General features: G+C 59.0%; 16 protein-coding genes. 10 read left to right on the top strand and 6 right to left on the bottom strand.

The window, feature by feature from the left end; translation table 11 throughout:
• The first annotated feature begins 130 nt into the window (after nucleotides 1–130).
• Genes GS605_RS04435 through GS605_RS04425 form a run of 3 tightly spaced genes read left to right on the top strand, consistent with a single transcriptional unit; the run spans nucleotide 131 to nucleotide 2,674 of the window.
• Nucleotides 131–1,024 (top strand): PfkB family carbohydrate kinase, encoded by an 894-nt coding sequence (locus GS605_RS04435; RefSeq protein WP_152458128.1) that lies wholly within the window; start codon nucleotides 131–133, stop codon nucleotides 1,022–1,024.
• On the top strand, nucleotides 1,021–1,938 hold the full coding sequence (locus tag GS605_RS04430) for a pseudouridine-5'-phosphate glycosidase (RefSeq protein ID WP_171723182.1): 918 nt from the start codon (nucleotides 1,021–1,023) through the stop codon (nucleotides 1,936–1,938). Before GS605_RS04435 ends, GS605_RS04430 begins: the two co-directional genes overlap by 4 nt.
• 58 nt (nucleotides 1,939–1,996) lie before the next feature.
• Entirely contained in the window at nucleotides 1,997–2,674 is a 678-nt protein-coding gene (locus GS605_RS04425; RefSeq protein ID WP_152458130.1) for a DUF502 domain-containing protein, read from the top strand.
• On the opposite strand, the gene GS605_RS04420 is transcribed toward GS605_RS04425, so the two are convergent.
• Both GS605_RS04420 and GS605_RS04415 read right to left on the bottom strand, forming a co-directional pair.
• Entirely contained in the window at nucleotides 2,675–3,700 is a 1,026-nt protein-coding gene (locus GS605_RS04420; RefSeq protein WP_171723181.1) for a patatin-like phospholipase family protein, read from the bottom strand.
• Nucleotides 3,701–3,764: 64 nt separating this feature from the next.
• The gene (locus GS605_RS04415; RefSeq protein ID WP_171723180.1) at nucleotides 3,765–4,538 is read right to left on the bottom strand and encodes a 3-hydroxybutyrate dehydrogenase; all 774 of its coding nucleotides are present in this window, start codon (nucleotides 4,536–4,538) and stop codon (nucleotides 3,765–3,767) included.
• A gap of 297 nt (nucleotides 4,539–4,835) precedes the next feature.
• Here GS605_RS04415 and GS605_RS04410 point away from each other — a divergent pair, with 297 nt between their 5' ends.
• Complete coding sequence (locus tag GS605_RS04410; protein ID WP_171723179.1) at nucleotides 4,836–6,653, top strand: extracellular solute-binding protein; 1,818 nt, start codon at nucleotides 4,836–4,838, stop codon at nucleotides 6,651–6,653.
• Here GS605_RS04410 and GS605_RS04405 read toward each other — a convergent pair.
• Nucleotides 6,599–7,126 (bottom strand): hypothetical protein, encoded by a 528-nt coding sequence (locus tag GS605_RS04405; RefSeq protein WP_171723178.1) that lies wholly within the window; start codon nucleotides 7,124–7,126, stop codon nucleotides 6,599–6,601. The genes GS605_RS04410 and GS605_RS04405 overlap by 55 nt on opposite strands.
• Nucleotides 7,127–7,211: 85 nt before the next feature.
• Here GS605_RS04405 and GS605_RS04400 point away from each other — a divergent pair, with 85 nt between their 5' ends.
• Nucleotides 7,212–7,451 carry a hypothetical protein gene (locus GS605_RS04400; protein ID WP_170344111.1) on the top strand — a complete coding sequence of 80 codons (240 nt, stop codon included), beginning with the start codon at nucleotides 7,212–7,214 and terminating at the stop codon, nucleotides 7,449–7,451.
• Here GS605_RS04400 and GS605_RS04395 read toward each other — a convergent pair.
• A complete protein-coding gene (locus GS605_RS04395; protein WP_171167898.1) occupies nucleotides 7,440–8,063 on the bottom strand; it encodes a helix-turn-helix domain-containing protein in 624 nt (207 codons plus the stop codon). The two genes, GS605_RS04400 and GS605_RS04395, sit on opposite strands and share 12 nt — an antisense overlap.
• A gap of 64 nt (nucleotides 8,064–8,127) precedes the next feature.
• Here GS605_RS04395 and GS605_RS04390 point away from each other — a divergent pair, with 64 nt between their 5' ends.
• From GS605_RS04390 to GS605_RS04375, 4 genes are all read left to right on the top strand, one after another.
• Nucleotides 8,128–9,645: a class I adenylate-forming enzyme family protein gene (locus GS605_RS04390; protein ID WP_171723177.1), complete on the top strand. Its 1,518-nt coding sequence runs from the start codon at nucleotides 8,128–8,130 to the stop codon at nucleotides 9,643–9,645.
• Nucleotides 9,642–10,301 carry a DsbA family oxidoreductase gene (locus GS605_RS04385; protein ID WP_171632123.1) on the top strand — a complete coding sequence of 220 codons (660 nt, stop codon included), beginning with the start codon at nucleotides 9,642–9,644 and terminating at the stop codon, nucleotides 10,299–10,301. Before GS605_RS04390 ends, GS605_RS04385 begins: the two co-directional genes overlap by 4 nt.
• A gap of 76 nt (nucleotides 10,302–10,377) precedes the next feature.
• Nucleotides 10,378–11,586, top strand: coding sequence for a multidrug effflux MFS transporter (locus tag GS605_RS04380; RefSeq protein WP_171723176.1), 1,209 nt, complete (start codon nucleotides 10,378–10,380; stop codon nucleotides 11,584–11,586).
• Nucleotides 11,587–11,644: 58 nt separating this feature from the next.
• Complete coding sequence (locus GS605_RS04375) at nucleotides 11,645–13,303, top strand: tetratricopeptide repeat protein (protein ID WP_171723175.1); 1,659 nt, start codon at nucleotides 11,645–11,647, stop codon at nucleotides 13,301–13,303.
• Nucleotides 13,304–13,444: 141 nt separating this feature from the next.
• Here GS605_RS04375 and mfd read toward each other — a convergent pair whose 3' ends face one another.
• Nucleotides 13,445–16,903: a transcription-repair coupling factor gene (gene mfd / locus GS605_RS04370; protein ID WP_171723174.1), complete on the bottom strand. Its 3,459-nt coding sequence runs from the start codon at nucleotides 16,901–16,903 to the stop codon at nucleotides 13,445–13,447.
• A gap of 21 nt (nucleotides 16,904–16,924) precedes the next feature.
• Nucleotides 16,925–17,449, bottom strand: a complete 525-nt coding sequence (locus tag GS605_RS04365) for a component of SufBCD complex (RefSeq protein WP_152458141.1) — start codon at nucleotides 17,447–17,449, stop codon at nucleotides 16,925–16,927.
• 120 nt (nucleotides 17,450–17,569) lie between these two features.
• Between GS605_RS04365 and hemB the strand changes: the two genes are divergently transcribed.
• Nucleotides 17,570–18,568, top strand: a complete 999-nt coding sequence (gene hemB / locus GS605_RS04360; protein ID WP_171723173.1) for a porphobilinogen synthase — start codon at nucleotides 17,570–17,572, stop codon at nucleotides 18,566–18,568.
• Nucleotides 18,569–18,628: the final 60 nt, after the last annotated feature.

Here is an 18,628-nt window from a genome sequence, read left to right as displayed (position 1 = left end):
TTTTGATTGTTCCCGCGAAGGCCACGGATCGCAAGCCCGAAGGCCATATCGGCCCAGGCCGGTCGGGAATCTCTTGTTGCGATGACGTTCCGGCTTGCACGGGCAACACCGCTGCGGCATGACGTCCCGTATGACTCAGAACACCAATATCCTGTGCATCGGCTCGGTCCTGTGGGACGTGATCGGCCGATCGGCCAGCGCCATGCGACAGGGCTCGGACGTGCCGGGCCGGATCACCCGCCTGCCCGGTGGCGTTGCGATGAACATTGCCATGACACTGGTACGTTTCGGCATGACACCCACCCTGCTGACCGCCATTGGCCGCGATCCGGAAGGCGACGAGCTTGTCCATGCCTGTTCGCGCCTCGGCATGGTGACGGATCACATCTATCGGTCGCAGGATTTGCCAACCGACCGCTATATGGCCGTCGAAGGTGCGAACGGGTTGATCGCGGCGATTGCCGACGCGCATTCGCTGGAGGCCGCGGGCGCAAAGATACTGCACCCTTTGATGCACGGACCTCTGGGTTATGAGAACGCCCCATTTGAGGGCCCAATCGCACTGGATGGCAATCTGACACTGGACCTGCTGGAAGAAATTGCCCAAAGCCCTGCTTTTGCGCGTGCGGATCTGCGCGTGGCCCCGGCATCGCCGGGCAAGGCCGAACGTCTGCTGCCGTTCCTGAAACATGCTCGCGCCACGCTCTATGTAAACCTCGAAGAGGCCGGTATCCTGTGCCAGCGTGAATTCACCGATTCCGAATCCGCGGCCAAAGGCCTTCTGGATCGCGGCGCGCTGCGGGTGCTGGTCACCGACGGCGGCAATTCGGCAACCATCGGCAGCTCGACAGAAATCCTGACGCAAACACCCCCTGCCGTTCTGGTCACCCGCGTGACCGGTGCCGGGGATACTTTCATGGCGGCCCATATCGCCTCAGAATCCGGCGGTGCATCCAGTGACGAGGCCCTGACCCGCGCCCTGCACGCCGCTGCAACCTACGTTTCCGGAGAAACCCCACTGTGATCGACATCAAATACTCTGCCGAGGTTCGCGCCGCCAAGGACGCGGGCCTGCCCATAGTTGCGCTGGAAAGCACCATCATCACCCATGGGATGCCCTATCCGCAGAACATCGAAGTCGCGGCTCAGGTCGAACAGGACATCCGCGATGCGGGTGCGGTTCCTGCAACCATGGCCGTGATCGAAGGCAAATTGCATGTCGGGCTGGAGCAGGATCAACTGCAATGGCTGGGTCAGGCCCAAGGCGTTGCCAAGATCTCGCGCGCGGACATGGCAGCGTGCATCTCGACCGGTGGCACCGGGGCCACCACCGTTGCGGCCACGATGATCGCCGCGCATTATGCCGGGATCGAGGTTTTTGCCACCGGCGGTATCGGCGGCGTACATCAGGGGGCCGAGACCACCTTCGACATCTCAGCCGATCTGCACGAGCTTGGCCATACGCCCGTGACCGTCGTCGCAGCCGGGGCGAAAGCCATCCTGGACCTCGCCAAAACGCTTGAGGTTCTGGAAACGCTGGGCGTGCCTGTGATCGCACATGGCCAGGACGAGTTTCCTGCGTTCTGGTCGGCAAAGTCGCCCTTTAACGCGCCCCTGCGCATGGACAGTGCCAATGCCATCGCCAAAGCCCACACGACCCGCCGCGCGCTGGGTCTGCCCGGCGGGCAGTTGGTGGCGAACCCGATTCCGGCCGCCGATCAAATCCCGGCCGAGGAATTGGCCCCCATCATCGCCGAAGCCCAGTCAGATGCAGATGCCCATCGCATCACCGGCAAAGCCGTGACCCCCTATCTGCTGCAACGTATCTTTGAAAAGACCGAAGGCCGGTCCCTGGTCGCCAACATCGCCCTTGTTCGAAACAATGCGCGGTTGGCGGCCAAGATCGCGCAAGCGCTGGTCAAACAGAGGCGACGTTAACCTATTGTACCAAGGCCGTGGATTGACTACCTAAATCCGGAAACCATTCGGAACCGCAATGAATACACCCTTCGACGAAGAGCCTCACCGCCGCCCGGGCATGCTTTCACGGCTGCGCGCGTCCTTTCTGACGGGCATCGTGGTCATTGCGCCTGTCTGGTTGACGGTCTGGCTGATCTGGTCCGTGGTCGGCTGGATAGATAGTGCGGTTCTGCCGCTGGTGCCCCAACAGTTCCAGCCCGAACAATACGTGGGCATCAACCTGCGCGGCGTGGGCGTGGTGATCTTCCTGATCTTCACCGTTCTGGTCGGCTGGATCGCCAAGGGCATTTTGGGCCGTTCCCTGATCCACTTCGCCGAAAGCGTTGTTGACCGGATGCCCGTCGTGCGCTCTGTCTATTCCGGGATCAAGCAAATTTCGGAAACGGTGTTTGCCCAGACCGAGCGTTCTTTCGAAAAAGCCTGCCTGATCCAGTACCCGCGTCGCGGGATCTGGGCCATCGGCTTTGTCTCGACCAGCGCCAAGGGGGAGGTCAGCCAACGCGCCGAAACCGGTGGCGAACTGCTGAGCGTATTCGTACCCACGACACCCAACCCGACATCGGGGTTTCTGTTGTTCTTCCCCGCAGAAGACGTGATCCTGCTGGACATGAGCATCGAAGACGCCGCCAAACTGGTGATTTCGGCGGGGCTTGTCTATCCGAATGGAAAAGATCCGACACAGCCGCCCGAGTGATCAGCTGAACATCGCAGGCAGATCAATTGTGCTGGTCTGGCCCAAATCCTTCTTGTGGTTGGCAAGAAAACCGTCTGCGGCGTTCCGTCCGGCCTGTTTCAGCTTGTGCAGAATGACCGGATTGGGCACGGTTTTGGTGGCAACAGACAGGCTGTTCATCAAGTCGTTATCTGCAATCATGTGAACCAGAACGCGGCTCATCTCTCCGGCTGTCAGCTTGCCTTCTTTCAACAACCGCTGGACAAAGCTGATCGCCCGCAACTCGCGAAACAGGGATGAGTTGAAGCTGATCTCGTTGATCCGATTCTGGATTTGCTGCGGCGTGATCGGAACTTCGTCACGCTCCAGCGGATTGATGTTCACGATCACCACGTCATCCGGCAAATCATCGTTGAACAGCGGATAGAGCGCCGGATTGCCGGTATACCCTCCGTCCCAATAGGCTTCGGTCCGGTTTGTCTTCGGGTCGAAAATCTCAACCGCCTTGAACAGGGTCGGCAAACAGGCCGAGGCCAGGATGGCGTCGGTGCTGATTTCGTCGCCGGTAAAGACGCGGATCTTGCCGCTGCGTACGCAGGTGGCACACACAAACAGTCGCGGGCCTTCATCTGCGCACACCTCGTCAAAATTGAACCTGTCCACCACCGGCTTCAAAGGGTTGCTGTAGAACGGCCCGTACGCATAGGGCGACACCATCCGCGACCAGGCATCCCCAATCGAAAACGGCACCGAATATTCCATCGCCTGCGCAATGGCCGCCGGTTCAAGGCCGCGAAACCAGTTGGCAAAGCGCATGTCGCCAATAGCGCCCATGCGCTTCCACAACCCGTCCAGGCTCGCCCGCGCGCCTTCGCGCTCGGAATGAACCATACCAGATTTGTAGGCCGCACCGTTCAGCGCCCCTGCGGAAGTTCCGGTAATGGCAGCGACCTCGATGTCGTCCTCGTCCAGCAGCCGGTCGAGCACACCCCAGGTGAACGCCCCATGCGCCCCCCCCCCCTGCAAAGCCAGATTGATCCGCTTCATGCCGCAACCCCTTCATCTTTTCCAAAATACTCTGGGGGTGTGGGGGCAGCGCCCCCGCAAATCCTCAAAGCGCGGTCCAACCACCATCGACGGAAATTGTGGTTCCGGTGATCTGAGCTGCCGCGTCAGAACACAGGAAGATAGTCGTTCCACCCAGTTGTTCGACCGTGGCGAATTCCTTGGACGGTTGCCGTTCTAAAAGGACGTTCTTCACAACGTCCTCACGGCTCATGTTGTATTCTTTCATCGTGTCGGGAATCTGGGACTCGACCAGCGGCGTCAGCACATATCCCGGGCAGATGGCATTGCAGGTGATCGGTTCCTGCGCAGTTTCCAGCGCTACGGTCTTGGTCATTCCCACCACGCCGTGCTTGGCCGCAACATATGCCGCCTTGAAAGGGGATGCCGTCAGACCGTGGGCCGAGGCGATGTTCACCACACGTCCCCAACCTGCCTTGCGCATCATCGGCAACGCGGCCGCCGTGGTGTGAAAGGTCGAGTTCATGTTGATTGCGATAATCGCATCCCATTTATCAACCGGGAATTTGTCAATCGGTGAGACATGCTGAATCCCGGCATTGTTCACCAGAATGTCACAAAACCCCGCCTGTTCGATCAAGGATCGGCATTCCTCGCCCTTGGACATGTCGGCCTTGATGTAGCGCGCATTGGTTCCGGTCTCTTTCGCAATCTGCGCGGCAAGCGCGTGATCTTCATCGCGATCGGTAAAGGAATTCAGAACCACATCGGCACCGGCCTTGGCCAGCTCGCGTGCGACGCCCAGGCCAATGCCCGAATTTGATCCCGTGATGATTGCCGTTTTGCCGGACAGGCTCATGTCCATTCTCCCTCAAGCGTTGATCAGGCGCACCATGCCATGCTGCACCTGCAAAGAAAACGGGGAAACATGTGGGATTGGAATACCGGCCTGAAACTTCCACAGGCAAAAAAAACGCCCGCACGAAGCGGGCGTTAAGTTATTGAGGCAGGTTTCATACAGGCAAGAAACCTATCGAGCAGTGCAACCTTTATAAGCAATTCTGCGCCTTGGTCCAAGCTAAAAGTTTGATAATAAGAAAAATCATCACTACGGTGAATACCAACAAAATAAGGCCAGAGCAGGATTGTTTCCAAAATGAGCCCGGATTTTCTCCGTCCGTTTCGATCACTTGTGGCAGGAATCGCCACCATTTTCGTGATCTCTGTCGCCCATGCAGAATCGTCTCATGGCATAGCTATGTATGGGGACCCGGCCCTACCACCGGATTTTGTGTCCCTCCCATACGCCAACCCGGATGCGCCCAAAGGGGGCAAAGCCGTGTTCGGAAACACTGGCGGCTTTAACAGCCTGAACCCGTTTTTGCAAAAAGGCACCTCGCCTTGGCAATTGCCTTTCTGGACCCATGAAAGCCTGATGGGGCGGTCATGGGACGAACCTTTCACACTTTATGGGCTGTTAGCCGAATCAGTTGAGACCGATCCAGCCCGGTCCTGGGTCGAATTCACCCTGCGGGAGGAGGCGCGGTTTTCCGACGGTAGTCCGGTCACGATCGATGATGTTATCTGGTCTTACGAAACGTTGGGCACGCAGGGGCATCTGCGCTATCGCGGTCTATGGGGCAAGATCGACAGTATCGAACAAACCGGCCCGCGTTCGGTGCGTATCACGTTCAATGAACCCGACCGAGAGCTTGCGCTGCTGGCCGGGATGCGCCCGATCCTGAAAAAAGCGCAATGGGAGGGCAAGAATTTCGCGGATGCACAACTGCATGATGTGCCGATTGGAACCGGCCCCTACGTGATTGAAAGCTACGAAGCGGGACGCTTTGTGAATCTGCGACGCAATCCGGACTATTGGGGGAACGACATCCCGTTTCGCCGCGGCACCATGAACCTTGATGAGCTGCGGATCGAATTCTACGGCGACGGCAGCGTCTTGTTCGAAGCGTTCAAAGCCGGAGAGCTTTCAGCCGTGCGTGAATTCAACGCCGACAAATGGGACACGCAATACAACTTTCCCGCCGTGCAGCGCGGCGATGTCATCAAGACCGAAATTCCGCATGGAAAACCTTCGGGAATGACCGGGTTCGTGATGAACACAAGAAAGGCTCCGTTCGACGACTGGCGCGTGCGCGAAGCGCTGACGCTTGCGTTCAACTTCGAATTCATCAACGACACGGTAACCGGTGGTGCGCAACCAAGGATCGCGTCTTATTTCTCGGGGTCCGACCTTGCCATGCAGCCTGGCCCGGCCCAGGGGCGGGTAAAAGATCTGTTGCTTCCTTATGCTGACATCCTGTTGCCCGGCACGCTGGAAGGGTATGAACTGCCGAAAGGCGACGGATCGGCCCGGAACCGGGCAAACCTCCGCAAGGCCGCGGGACTATTGGCCGAGGCAGGCTGGACCGTTCAGGAAGGCGTGCTGCGCAATGCAAATGGTGATGCCTTTCAGATGACTTTCCTGCTGCAACAGGGTGACAGCGAGATGGCAACCGTGGTCGAGATCTATTCCCGCGCGCTGGAACGTCTCGGCATCGGGGTCACGACGGAACAGGTCGACAATGCCCAATATGTCGGGCGCACGTCTGAGCTGGACTTTGACGTCACGACGTTCCGCCGGGCGCTTTCCCTGTCTCCTGGCAATGAGCAGCGTCTTTATTGGGGCAGCGAAACTGCCGATGCCCCCGGCACTCGTAACCTGATGGGCGTATCTTCGCCCGCAGTTGATGCCATGATCGATGCCATGCTGGCCTCAAAAACCCGCGATGACTTTACCGCGGCCACCCGCGCGCTGGACCGGGTACTGACCGCAGGCCGCTATGTCATCCCGATCTGGAGCTTTGACATCGGGCGCATCGCGCATGTCAAAGAGCTGAAGCACCCGGAAACTCTGCCCATCTATGGCGACGGTCCGCAATACATGCCCGAAGTCTGGTGGTACGACGCCCAGTAAAAGGCGCAAACCCAAGACCAGCCGTTGTACATGTGAATCCGGCTGGTCTTTCCAACTGAAGTTTCCGAAAGACGGAAGCTTAAAGTGCCAGCAATTTCATAAAAACAGCGCTCGGGAAATTTCCACCAATCGGCAAATTTCAGCACATTACCATCCCACACAAGATATCGTTTGGCCGCATTGGAAGCATCGTAATCAGCGTCCAGCATCGTCACATGCAAGCGATCCGGAAAGAAACACCCACAAACAATTTTACTTTTCTGGAAAATATGCATATAAATTGGGCATTTAGGCTTAATGTCGAGCTGGCGATGACCCCGCCTCTCTGCCTGCCGGGATAATATGGCGCTGCGGATTACAGAACTACCGGGCCCGCCACCACTCACACCAAATGTAGGCCCGTCGGCCCGTTGCGGAAACTTCGCAGCGGGCACAAATCCCCTTGAAAAAAGCGCGGTCCAGCGCTGCGACATTTTGTCATGTCTTACGTGGCGGCACCCTGTCCGTACTCTGGTGTGGGGGAGAGCAGTCCTAATCGTTGCTAAGGGAAGCTCATTGATGATGAACTGGACCGATCTTACAAACGACTGGAATGCGGCATGCGAACGCGCAAAGCGGCGTTTTCCGAACCTGCGTGACAAGGACATGATGCGCGTGTTGAAGGATCGAAAAGGGTTTGAAGCCTATTTGGCCGAACGTCACCAACTTACGATGAATGAGGCGCATGAAGAGGTCGAAGATTTCCTGTTCACCGAAGGGCTGAACCGGGAATTCAGCAGAACCGCTTTAGGCAAGTGATGTAACCCAAAGGATCGTCGCGTCTTCGTCACTGACGGAAATCACGTTGTGGCCCATGCTGCCGTCGTAATACGCGCTGTCCCCTCTGCGCATCTCAACCGGCTCGTAAAACTCGGTGTAAAGCTTGACGACACCGGTCAGCACATACATGAATTCTTCGCCGTCATGGCGCACCCAGCCGTCAAATTCATCCATTGATCTTGCGCGGACCCGCGCACGATAGGGCAGCATCTGTTTCTTGGTCAGGGTTTCGGCCAGCAGCTCATGCTCATAGGTGGTGGTGGCATGAGCCGTGCCGTCGCCCACACGGGTGATCGCCATGCGTCCGATCACCTGATCGCGCTGGGGCGGCGTAAACAGTTGCGGAACAGAAATCTCTAGCCCGGTCGCAAGCTTCTTGAGCGCGTCGTAAGTCGGCGACATCTGCCCGTTTTCAATCTTGCTGAGGGTCGAGCGTGCCAATCCGGCCTGACTGGCGGCCTGTTCCAATGTCCATTCCCGCGCTTTGCGCAGCTCTCGCACACGGGCGCCAAGGTCCAGGGGTTCGACTTCGGTATGGTCGCCAGAATCGCGGGCAATTCGGATCAGAGATTTGGGATCTTGAGTGCTCATGACCCTTCTATAGGCCCGGCCAGCCATGCTTGCAACGCGGCAGGCGGCGCGATAGCCAGAGGCCATGTTGTCAATCTTCGATCAGGGGTCGCCCGCACCCTGCCCCACGCCATTCAATCTGGCGGCCCATGTTTTGGGCCGCGCCCATCACGCGCCAGATAAGGTGGCTTTGTCAGTATTGCGTGAAAACGATACGCAGGATTGGAGCTTTCGCGATCTGAAGGCAGCAGTACTGGGCACAGGCACGGGGTTGCTGCGGGCCGGGTTGAAACCCGGTGATATCGCGCTGATGCGGCTGGGAAACACGGTGGATTTCCCGATTGCCTATCTGGGGGCAATTGCCGTGGGCATCGTACCGGTGCCGACATCGTCACAACTGACGGAACCCGAAACCGCCAGGATGATCGACGAGCTTTCTCCGGCGGTGATTCTGCGTGATCCGGGCGTCGCCTGCGCCTCGCATTCCAAACAGATCGGGCTGGACGCGTTGAAAGCCATGCGAAACCTGCCCCCGGCAGAATTTGACATGGGCGATCCGGAACGTATGGCCTATGTCGTCTATACCTCTGGAACCTCGGGCAAGCCTCGTGCCGTGGCCCATGCCCACCGAGCAATCTGGGCGCGGCAGATGATGGTCGATGGCTGGTATGGTCTGCGCGAGACCGACCGGCTGTGTCACGCCGGAGCATTCAACTGGACCTATACGCTGGGCACCGGTCTGATGGATCCATGGACCATGGGCGCAACTGCCCTGATCCCCGCGCCCGGCACCAAAATCACGGCCCTGCCTGCCCTGCTGCGCCAGCATGGCGCAACGATCTTTGCAGCGGCCCCCGGGGTCTATCGCAAGATGGTGCAAGGGTGCGATCGGGTGGAGCTGCCTGACCTGCGCCACGGCTTGTGCGCGGGTGAGAAACTGTCGCGCGCGCTGCACGAACAATGGCGAAAGGCCACCGGCACCGAGTTGTTCGAAGCCTATGGCATGTCCGAATGCTCTACCTTCATTTCCTCCAGCCCGGATCACCCCGCGCGCAGCGACGCATTAGGACAACCGCAACCCGGGCGTCGTGTGGCGATCCTTGGTCCGGACGGTCCGGTGCCAAAGGGCCAAGAAGGCACCATCGCCATTCACCGCTCTGACCCCGGTTTGATGCTGACCTATCTCAACGCACCCGATGAGGTTGAAACGCGGATGCAGGGAGAGTGGTTTCTGACCGGCGACCAGGGCGTCATGGCCGTGGATGGTCAGATCAGCTATCTGGGCCGCGACGACGATATGATGAACGCGGGTGGCTATCGCGTGTCCCCGGTCGAGGTCGAAGCCGCCCTGTCCCGCTTTCCGGGCATCACTCAGGTCGGCGCCGCCGCGGTCGAGGTCAAACCGGACACATTTGTGATAGCGGCCTTCTATACGGGCCCGGAAAAGCTGGACGATGCGGCCTTGCGCACCTATGTCGAAGCCAACCTGGCGCGTTACAAACAACCACGCGCCTTCATCCATCTGGCCGCCCTGCCGACCGGCGGAAACGGCAAACTCCTGCGCCGGGCGCTGCCGGCCTATTTCGAGGCACCAACAAAATGACCCAGACCGTCAAGCTCGACATCCTGTCCGATCCGATCTGCCCGTGGTGCTATATCGGCAAGACTCAACTGGACAAGGCACTGGCCAACGTACCCGACCACCCCTTTGTCATTGAATGGCATCCGTTCCAGTTGAATCCTGACATGACGGATGCGGGAATGGATCGGCGCGAGTATCTCGAGCGCAAGTTCGGCGGCAAGGACGGCGCGGTTCGCGCCTATGCGCCGGTGGTGGAACACGCTGAAAAGGCCGGTCTGAACATCAACTTCGAGGCCATGAAACGTACCCCCAACACGCTGGATGCGCATCGCCTGATCCATTGGGCTGGCATCGAAGGCAAGCAGAATGCCGTCGTCGATGCGCTGTTTGACGCCTATTTCGTGCAGGGTCGCGACATCGGCGACCACGAAGTCTTGGCCGATATCGCGGACAGCGCCGGAATGGACGCCGCCGTGGTCATGAAGCTGCTGAAATCAGACGCCGACCGCGAGGATATCCGCAATCGCGATGCTCATTCCCGCAAAATGGGTGTGAGCTCGGTCCCGACCTTCATTGTCGCCAATCAACATGCGGTTCCCGGCGCCCAACCTCCTGAAATGTGGGAGAAAGTGATCGCTGAAATCATGTCTCAACTTGAGGCTTCCCCTGCAGAATAGCACAGAGGTCTGTGCAAATTTCCAGTCTGGCCTATGCCGACCCGCCGTGATAGCGCGAACGGGTTAGGAGGTCTTCATGGCCAATCGCATGTCGAAGGCGGAATTCATTGCACTGATTGCAATGATGTTCGCCACCATAGCCTTTTCGATCGATTCGATGCTGCCTGCGTTGCCCGAGATCGGCGCGCAGCTCAGCCCCGATGACGTTAACCGTGCCCAACTGATCCTGACGTCATTTGTGTTGGGCATGGGGATCGGCACGTTTTTCACCGGCCCGCTTTCGGATGCGCTGGGACGCAAGCCGGTCATTTACGGCGGCGCGGCTTTGTACATTGCGGCGTCTGCTGTCGCATGGGCCAGTTCTTCACTGGAACTGGTCTTGATTGCACGTGTGGTTCAAGGCCTGGGCGCCGCAGGTCCGCGCGTGGTGGCCATGGCGATTATCCGCGACTTGTATTCAGGCCGCGAAATGGCGCGGATCATCTCAATCGCGATGATGATTTTCACGTTGATACCCGCAGCGGCACCGATGCTGGGCGCCGGAGTAATCGCTTTGTTCGGATGGCGCGGGATCTTTGTGTCTTTCATTCTGTTTGCGTTGATCATCATTTCCTGGATGGGCGTTCGGTTGCCGGAATCTCTGGCCCGGGAAAACCGTCGCCCCTTTCGCATTCCGTTGATGTTCTCGGCCACGAAGGAAATGTTCTCGCATCCGACCGTGCGCCTTTCGATCATGGTTCAGACCCTGTGCATGGGGGTGCTGTTCACCATGCTGACAATGGTTCAGCCCGTTTATGACGTTATCCATGACCGCGCCGAAAGCTTTCCGTTCTGGTTCGGGTTCGTGGCGCTGATGTCCGGGTCGGCCAGTTTGCTGAACGCGGCACTAGTGGTGCGTGTGGGCATGCGCCGGATGGTGACATGGGCGCTGGGGGGGCAAATCCTGATTACCACCTTTGTCATGACCCTGAACGCCGCGCATCTTTCGCCAGACGCCTCGTTCGCATTGTTCGTGTTCTGGCAAACCATGGTGTTTTTCATGGCCGGCGTGACGCTGGGCAACCTGAACGCCATCGCGATGGAGCCGATGGGGCATATTGCCGGAATGGCAGCCTCGGTCATCGGATCGATATCGACGGTGCTGGCCGCTGCCATCGCCGCCCCGATCGGGCTGTTGTTCGACGGTTCGATCACGCCTTTGACCTTCGGCATCCTGAGCATGTGCATTCTGGCCTTCGGGCTTATGCTGCATATGGGCCGCGTCGAAGAACGTCTGCCAGCCTGATCTGTGCGACTCATCTGAATCACGCTACCCTCGACCTGAACCAACCGGAGGGCTTCTGATGCGTGAATACTATGATCTGGGCAGCTATTCCTGTCCGGTAACGACCTCCGTTCCCGACGCTCAGCTGTGGTTCGACCGCGGCCTGAACTGGACCTATGGGTACAATCACGAAGAAGCCGTGGTTTGTTTCCAGCGCGCAGCTGAACACGACCCCCAATGCGCCATGGCATATTGGGGCGTCGCCTACGCGGCGGGGCCGAATTACAACCTGCCATGGGACTTGCAGGACGAGCGGGGACGCCGCAAGGCGCTGGCGCTGGCTTATGATGCCATGCAAAACGCCCTTCGATTGGCAGACGGTTGTACGCCCGTCGAGCAAGCTCTGATCCGAGCCCTCCCTGCGCGCTATCCGCAACGAGATCCGGCAGAGGACATGCACCGGTGGGATCACGATTTTGCCGAAGCGATGCGCGCAGCCTTCGCCGCGCACCGCGATCATGCGGACCTGCGCGCGATCTACGTCGAGGCGCTTTTGAACTTGACACCCTGGAAAATGTGGGACCTGAAAACCGGCCAACCAGCAGAAGGCGCTGCAACGCTTGAAGCGCAAGAGGCGTTGGAATGGGCCATGGCCAACGATCCGGCCGCCATGTCACATCCCGGCCTGCTGCATCTTTATGTTCACCTGATGGAGATGTCGCCCACGCCGGAAAAAGCTCTGAAAGCCGGTGATGTCCTGCGCACATTGGTGCCCGATGCGGGGCACCTGGTGCATATGCCGACACATATTGACGTGCTGTGCGGCCATTATCACAATGTGGTGCAGTGGAACGAAAAAGCCTCGAATGCGGATCTGAAGTATTACGAACGCGAAGGCGCGTTCAATATCTACACCGGCTACCGTCAACACAATTATCACTTCGCCATCTATGGCGCGCTGTTTCTAGGTCAGATTGAACCTGCCCTACGCGCCAATCAGGGATTGTGGGATACAACGCCAGAGGAGATGCTGCGCATCGAAAGTCCCCCAATGGCGGATTACTTCGAAAGCTACATGTCCATGGGGCCGCACATCCTGATCCGCTTTGGCCGCTGGGAAGAGGCCAAGACGCTGGAGCTGCCCTCTGATCCGGATCTTTATCGCACCCTGACTGCAACGACCCACTACGCCCGCGCCATCGCACATGCCGCAACCGGTGACGTCGTCCATGCCGAAGCGGAAGAGAACCTGTTTCTGGCAGCTAGGGAATGCGTTCCGGAAACACGCAGGTTGCACAACAATCGTGTGATCGACCTGCTGGAAATCGCGGGGGAGATGCTGCGCGGTGAGATCGAGTACCGAAAAGGCAATTTCGAAATCGCCTTTGCCCATCTGCGCCGCTCGGTCGAACTGGACGACACCCTGCCCTATGACGAACCCTGGGGCTGGATGCAGCCCACCCGCCACGCGCTTGGCGCATTGCTGTTCGAACAAGGTCATGCGGCAGAAGCAGAAGCCGTCTATCGCGAAGATCTTGGCCTTGGCGGCTCGCTCAGCCGCGCTTCGATCCATCCCGACAACGTCTGGAGCCTGAAGGGACTGTACGATTGTCTCAAAGCCCGCGGGGAAGATGTTGAAATGCGACAAGTCAAACAACGCCTGGATCTGGCTCTGGCCCGTGCTGATCAGGCGGTTGCAGCGTCTTGCTTCTGCGCGCAGGCTGCAATGCGAGTATAGGCGGGATCGCGCTGCCGCGCGATGCCTCCGGCGGGGATATTTTCAGCCAGATGAAGCTGGGATCCGTGACTTCATCTGGCCGCAAATATCCCGGGGGAGATGCGCGGAACGCGCAGCGGGGGCAGAGCCCCATCTTGCCCATCAGCCAGCCTTGGTCTTCTTCTTTTCCGCGACCACTTTTTCAGCAAGGTCGCGGGCAATCGCAAAGGCCCCTTTGATCTTGTCGCTGTCTTTCTTCCAATCCCGGCGCACGACGATCTTGTTATCCTTGACCTTGGCCATGCCGCGCTGGTTCTGAATGAATTCGACCAATCCCTGAGGGGATGCGAACTTGTCATTGTGGAACTGGATCGTCGCGCCTTTCGGGCCTCCGTCCAGCTTGGCGATGCCCGCCCGTTTGCACATGGCCTTGATGCGCACGACCAGCATCAGAGTATTCACCTCTTTCGGCAATTTGCCGAAACGGTCGATCAACTCTGCGGCAAAGCCTTCCAATTCGACCTTGGTCGACAGCGACGACAGGCGGCGGTAGAGGCCGAGACGAACATCCAGATCGGGCACGTAATCATCGGGTATCAGAACCGGCACGCCCAGATTGATCTGTGGGGCCCATTGGTCGTCGGCATCTGACAGCCCCTCCATCTCGCCGGCCTTGATCTTGGCAATCGCTTCTTCCAGCATGGATTGATAAAGCTCATAGCCCACATCGCGCATCTGGCCAGACTGTTCTTCGCCCAGCAGATTGCCAGCGCCCCGAATGTCGAGGTCCTGACTGGCCAAAGTAAACCCGGCGCCCAGCGTGTCCAGCGAGCCCAGAACCCGCAGGCGTTTCTCGGCAGTGGCGGTCAGTTTCTGTCGTGGCTTGGTGGTCAGATAGGCATAGGCACGGGTTTTGGACCGGCCCACCCGGCCCCGGATCTGATAAAGCTGCGCAAGACCGAACATATCGGCGCGGTGCACGACCATCGTGTTCGCCGTTGGAATGTCCAAACCACTTTCCACAATAGTTGTGGCCAACAGCACATCATACTTTCCGTCATAAAACGCGTTCATTCGGTCATCGAGTTCACCTGCCGCCATCTGGCCGTGTGCAACCACATAGGTCAGTTCGGGCAGCTGGCTTTTCAGGAACTCCTCGATCTCGGGCAGGTCCGAGATGCGCGGAACCACGTAGAAACTCTGCCCGCCGCGATAGTGTTCGCGCAGCAGCGCCTCTCGGATCGTGACCGCGTCGAATTCGCTGACATAGGTTCTGATCGCCAGACGGTCGATGGGCGGTGTGCCGATGATCGACAGATCGCGCACCCCTGTCAGTGACAATTGCAAGGTTCGCGGAATCGGGGTTGCGGTCAGGGTAAGAACATGGATGTCACTGCGTAGTTGCTTCAGCCGTTCCTTGTGTCCAACACCGAAATGCTGTTCTTCGTCGATGACCAGCAGACCCAGATTGTGAAACCGTATGTTCTTGGCCAACAGCGCATGGGTCCCGATCACGATATCGACCGTGCCCTTGGCCAGCCCGTCACGTGTCTGCTGCGCCTCTTTGGCCGAGACGAAACGCGACAATTGCCGCACTTCCAGAGGGAAGCCGCGAAACCGTTCCCTGAAGCTTGCGGCATGCTGTCGGGCAAGCAGTGTTGTCGGTGCCACCACCGCAACCTGCACGCCGGACATGGCGGCGACAAAGGCGGCGCGCATCGCCACCTCGGTCTTGCCAAAGCCGACGTCACCGCAGATCAGCCTGTCCATCGGCGCGCCCGAGTGCATATCCTCCATCACCTCGGCGATGGCGCGCAACTGATCATCGGTTTCCTGATAGGGGAAACGCGCGCTGAATTCCTCCCACGCGTGCGGCGGTGGATCCATCACGGGGGCTTTACGCAGCGCACGTTCCGCCGCGATGCGGATCAGCTTGTCCGCCATCTCGCGAATGCGCTCTTTCAGCTTGGCTTTCTTGGCCTGCCAAGCGCCACCGCCGAGTCGATCCAAAAGCCCTTCGTCATGGCCGTATTTCGACAGCAGTTCGATGTTTTCGACCGGTAGGTACAGCTTTGCCTGCTCGGCATATTCCAGCAGCAGGCATTCATGGGCGGCACCGGCGGCCGTGACGACCTCCATCCCCATATAACGACCAATGCCGTGATCCACATGCACCACCAGATCGCCGGGGCTGAGCGACTGGGTCTCGGTCAGGAAATTCTCGGCCTTGCGGCGCTTCTTGGGTTGCCGGATCAAGCGGTCGCCCAGTACGTCCTGTTCAGCGATCACCGTTAGATCAGGAGTTTCGAACCCGTGCTCCAACGCCCAGACGGCAAGGTGCAAGCCGCGCTTTCCGATGCGCGTTCCATTGGCAATGGGAATCGCCTCTGCCAGACCTTCATCCTCGATCAGGCCGGTCAGACGTTCGCGCGCACCTTCTGAATAGGACGCGATCAGCACCGGACCTTTGTCAAGCTTGGCGCTGATGTGGCTGGCCAAAGCACCGAACAGGCTGATGCTTTCCTGCTGACGTTCCGGAGCAAAATTGCGCCCGATCCGCCCGCCCGCATCGATGACACCGGGACCCGAGGCCTGCGGCAAGGGGCTGAACTGCATGACACGCCGATCCGCGACAGCCGCCTCCCACGCGGCATCATCCAGATACAGCAACCCCGGAGGTGTGGGTTTATAGACCGTATCCATGCGGGATCGGTTTTCCAGCGCCAGACGCCGGGTTTCGTATTGATCGGCAATCGTCTCCCATCGGGCCAATCTGGCCGGTGTAACCTGATCATCGACGGTGATCGTGGCATCCGGCAGATAATCAAACAGTATTTCAAGCTTCTCGTGGAAGAAGGGCAGCCAATGTTCGATACCCTGATGCTTGCGACCGGCGCTTACCGCTTCGTATAGCGGATCATCCGTGCCCGCGGCGCCGAATTCGATGCGATAGTTCTGGCGGAACCGCGTGATGGCCGCATCATCCAGAATGACCTCGGACACCGGCGCAAGTTCAACCATGTCCAGTTTTTCGGTCGTGCGCTGAGACACGGGATCAAAACGGCGCGCGCCGTCCAGTACGTCTCCGAACAGGTCCAGACGGACGGGGCCCGATTCACCCGGCGGGAAGATGTCGATGATACCGCCGCGAATTGCATAATCACCCGGCTCCATCACGGTGGGGCTTTGCGTGAAGCCCATGCGCACCAGGAAGTTACGCAGCGCGGCCTCATCAATGCGCTGATCGACACGGGCGGTAAACGCCGCCTCGCGCAGCACGTCTCGCGCCGGGACGCGTTGGGTTGCCGCATTCAATGTCGTCAACAACACGAATTTCTGCGGCATCTGGTGAACCAGAGCCGCCAGCGTGGCAACGCGGGCCGCTGAAATGTCGGCGTTGGGTGACACCCGGTCATAGGGCAGACAATCCCAGCCCGGAAACACGAAGACCGGCATGTCGGGGGCAAAGAAGGACAGTGCCGCGCGCATCGCCTCCATCCGCTTGTCGTCACGTGCGACATGGGCCACCGGCCCGTTGCTGCGGGCGATTTCGTTCAGCACAAGCTGCGCGTCAAACCCTTCGGGGGCGCCGCCAACTGTCACGTGGTTCGGAGCCTTCATCGCCTCGCCTTTCAGATTTTGCTATCCCAGAACGCCAATCGAGATGTTCTGATACATGCCCCAGAACGAAGTGACCAGTATCGAGATCATGCCTATGATCTGGGTATAGAGCCGGCAGCGCGCAATGGTTTTCGAAACAGACTCGAGCGTCAGTTCCTGCCGCCGCAATCGTCGCGCGTGCACGATGTTCACCACCAGAACAAGCGTCAGTGGAAACAGAAGAAGGAACACGGCCTGCGCGAACTCGACACCGTAATAGAATCCAAGCGTGGCCAGCCCGGTGAACAGAAAACACCCGAATGCCAACAGGATGGTGCCTGACATGTCGACGATCAACAGGATCCGGTTGGTGTGTATGCGAACGATGTCCAGAAGGTCGATCTCGACCTGCCCGCCAATGCGTCGGGCACGTACCACCAGATCGTAGGGAATGCCCATTACCCAGTGACTCGCCGAAGACCAGACAACCGCCAGCACGATCCAGAACCAGAGATTCGAAAAGCTGCGCATGTCGATGACTTCAAAGATCGAAGAGTACCAGTCCAAACCCAACCCTTTATTCAAACCACTCAGGGAGGTTCGGCCACGCTGCCGCGTCCATTGATACCCTTGAGACCTTTGTGAATTCATGCCACCCAATGCACGAATGTTCAAGGAGAACGCGCCATGAAACCGACCGTTGCCCCCTATCCCATGACCCGCTTTCGGCGTGCCCGTCAATCCCGGGCAATCCGCGGACTTGTGCGCGAGAATGTCTTGACCACGGACGACCTGATCTGGCCCGTTTTCGTCCGCGACGGCGAAGGGGTTGAAGAACCCGTTCCCTCGATGCCGGGCGTGGTTCGCCGGTCGGTGGATCTGATTGCAAAAGCGGCCGTCGAAGCGCAAGCGCTTGGAATCCCGGCGATATGCATCTTTCCCTACACGGATTCCGCGCTCAAGACCGAAGACTGCGCCGAAGCCTGGAACCCCGACAACCTGTCGAACCGGGCCATCCGGGCGATCAAGGCGGCAGCCCCCGACATCGCGGTGATGACGGACGTGGCGCTGGACCCGTACAATATCAATGGTCATGACGGTTATGTCGTCGACGGCGAGATCGTGAATGATCAGACCATCGAAGCGTTGGTCAAGATGACCCTTGCCCAGGCCGATGCCGGTGCCGACATCATCGGACCGTCGGATATGATGGACGGCCGGATCGGGGAAATGCGCCGCGCATTGGAAGGCGCCGGGCATCACAACGTGATGATCCTCAGCTATGCCGCGAAATACGCCAGCGCTTTTTACGGCCCCTTCCGCGACGCCGTCGGCGCCTCGGGCGCGCTGACCGGCGACAAGAAAACCTATCAGATGGACCCGGCCAACTCGAACGAAGCCCTGCGCCTGATCGAACGCGATCTGACCGAAGGCGCGGACATGGTGATGATCAAACCCGGAATGCCCTATCTGGATATCTGCCGTCGTGTGAAAGACTGCTTTGGTGCGCCCACCTATGCCTATCAGGTATCGGGGGAATACGCGATGATCCAGGCGGCCGCCCAGAATGGCTGGATCGACGGAGAAAAGGCGATGCTGGAAAGCCTGCTGGCCTTCAAGCGCGCCGGGTGCGACGGTATTCTGACCTATTTCTCGCCTCAGGTTGCCCGGATCCTGCAGGGCTAAAACCCCGAAGAGTCGCAACTTTTCGCCGACAAGCCCCCTTGAGCGGGCAGCTTTCCCGTG

The sequence above is a fragment of the Ruegeria sp. HKCCD7559 genome (assembly GCF_013110575.1).
Lineage (GTDB): Bacteria > Pseudomonadota > Alphaproteobacteria > Rhodobacterales > Rhodobacteraceae > Ruegeria.
The sequence above is the reverse complement of the archived record's forward strand: the minus strand, read 5'-3'. Positions and strand labels throughout refer to the sequence as shown.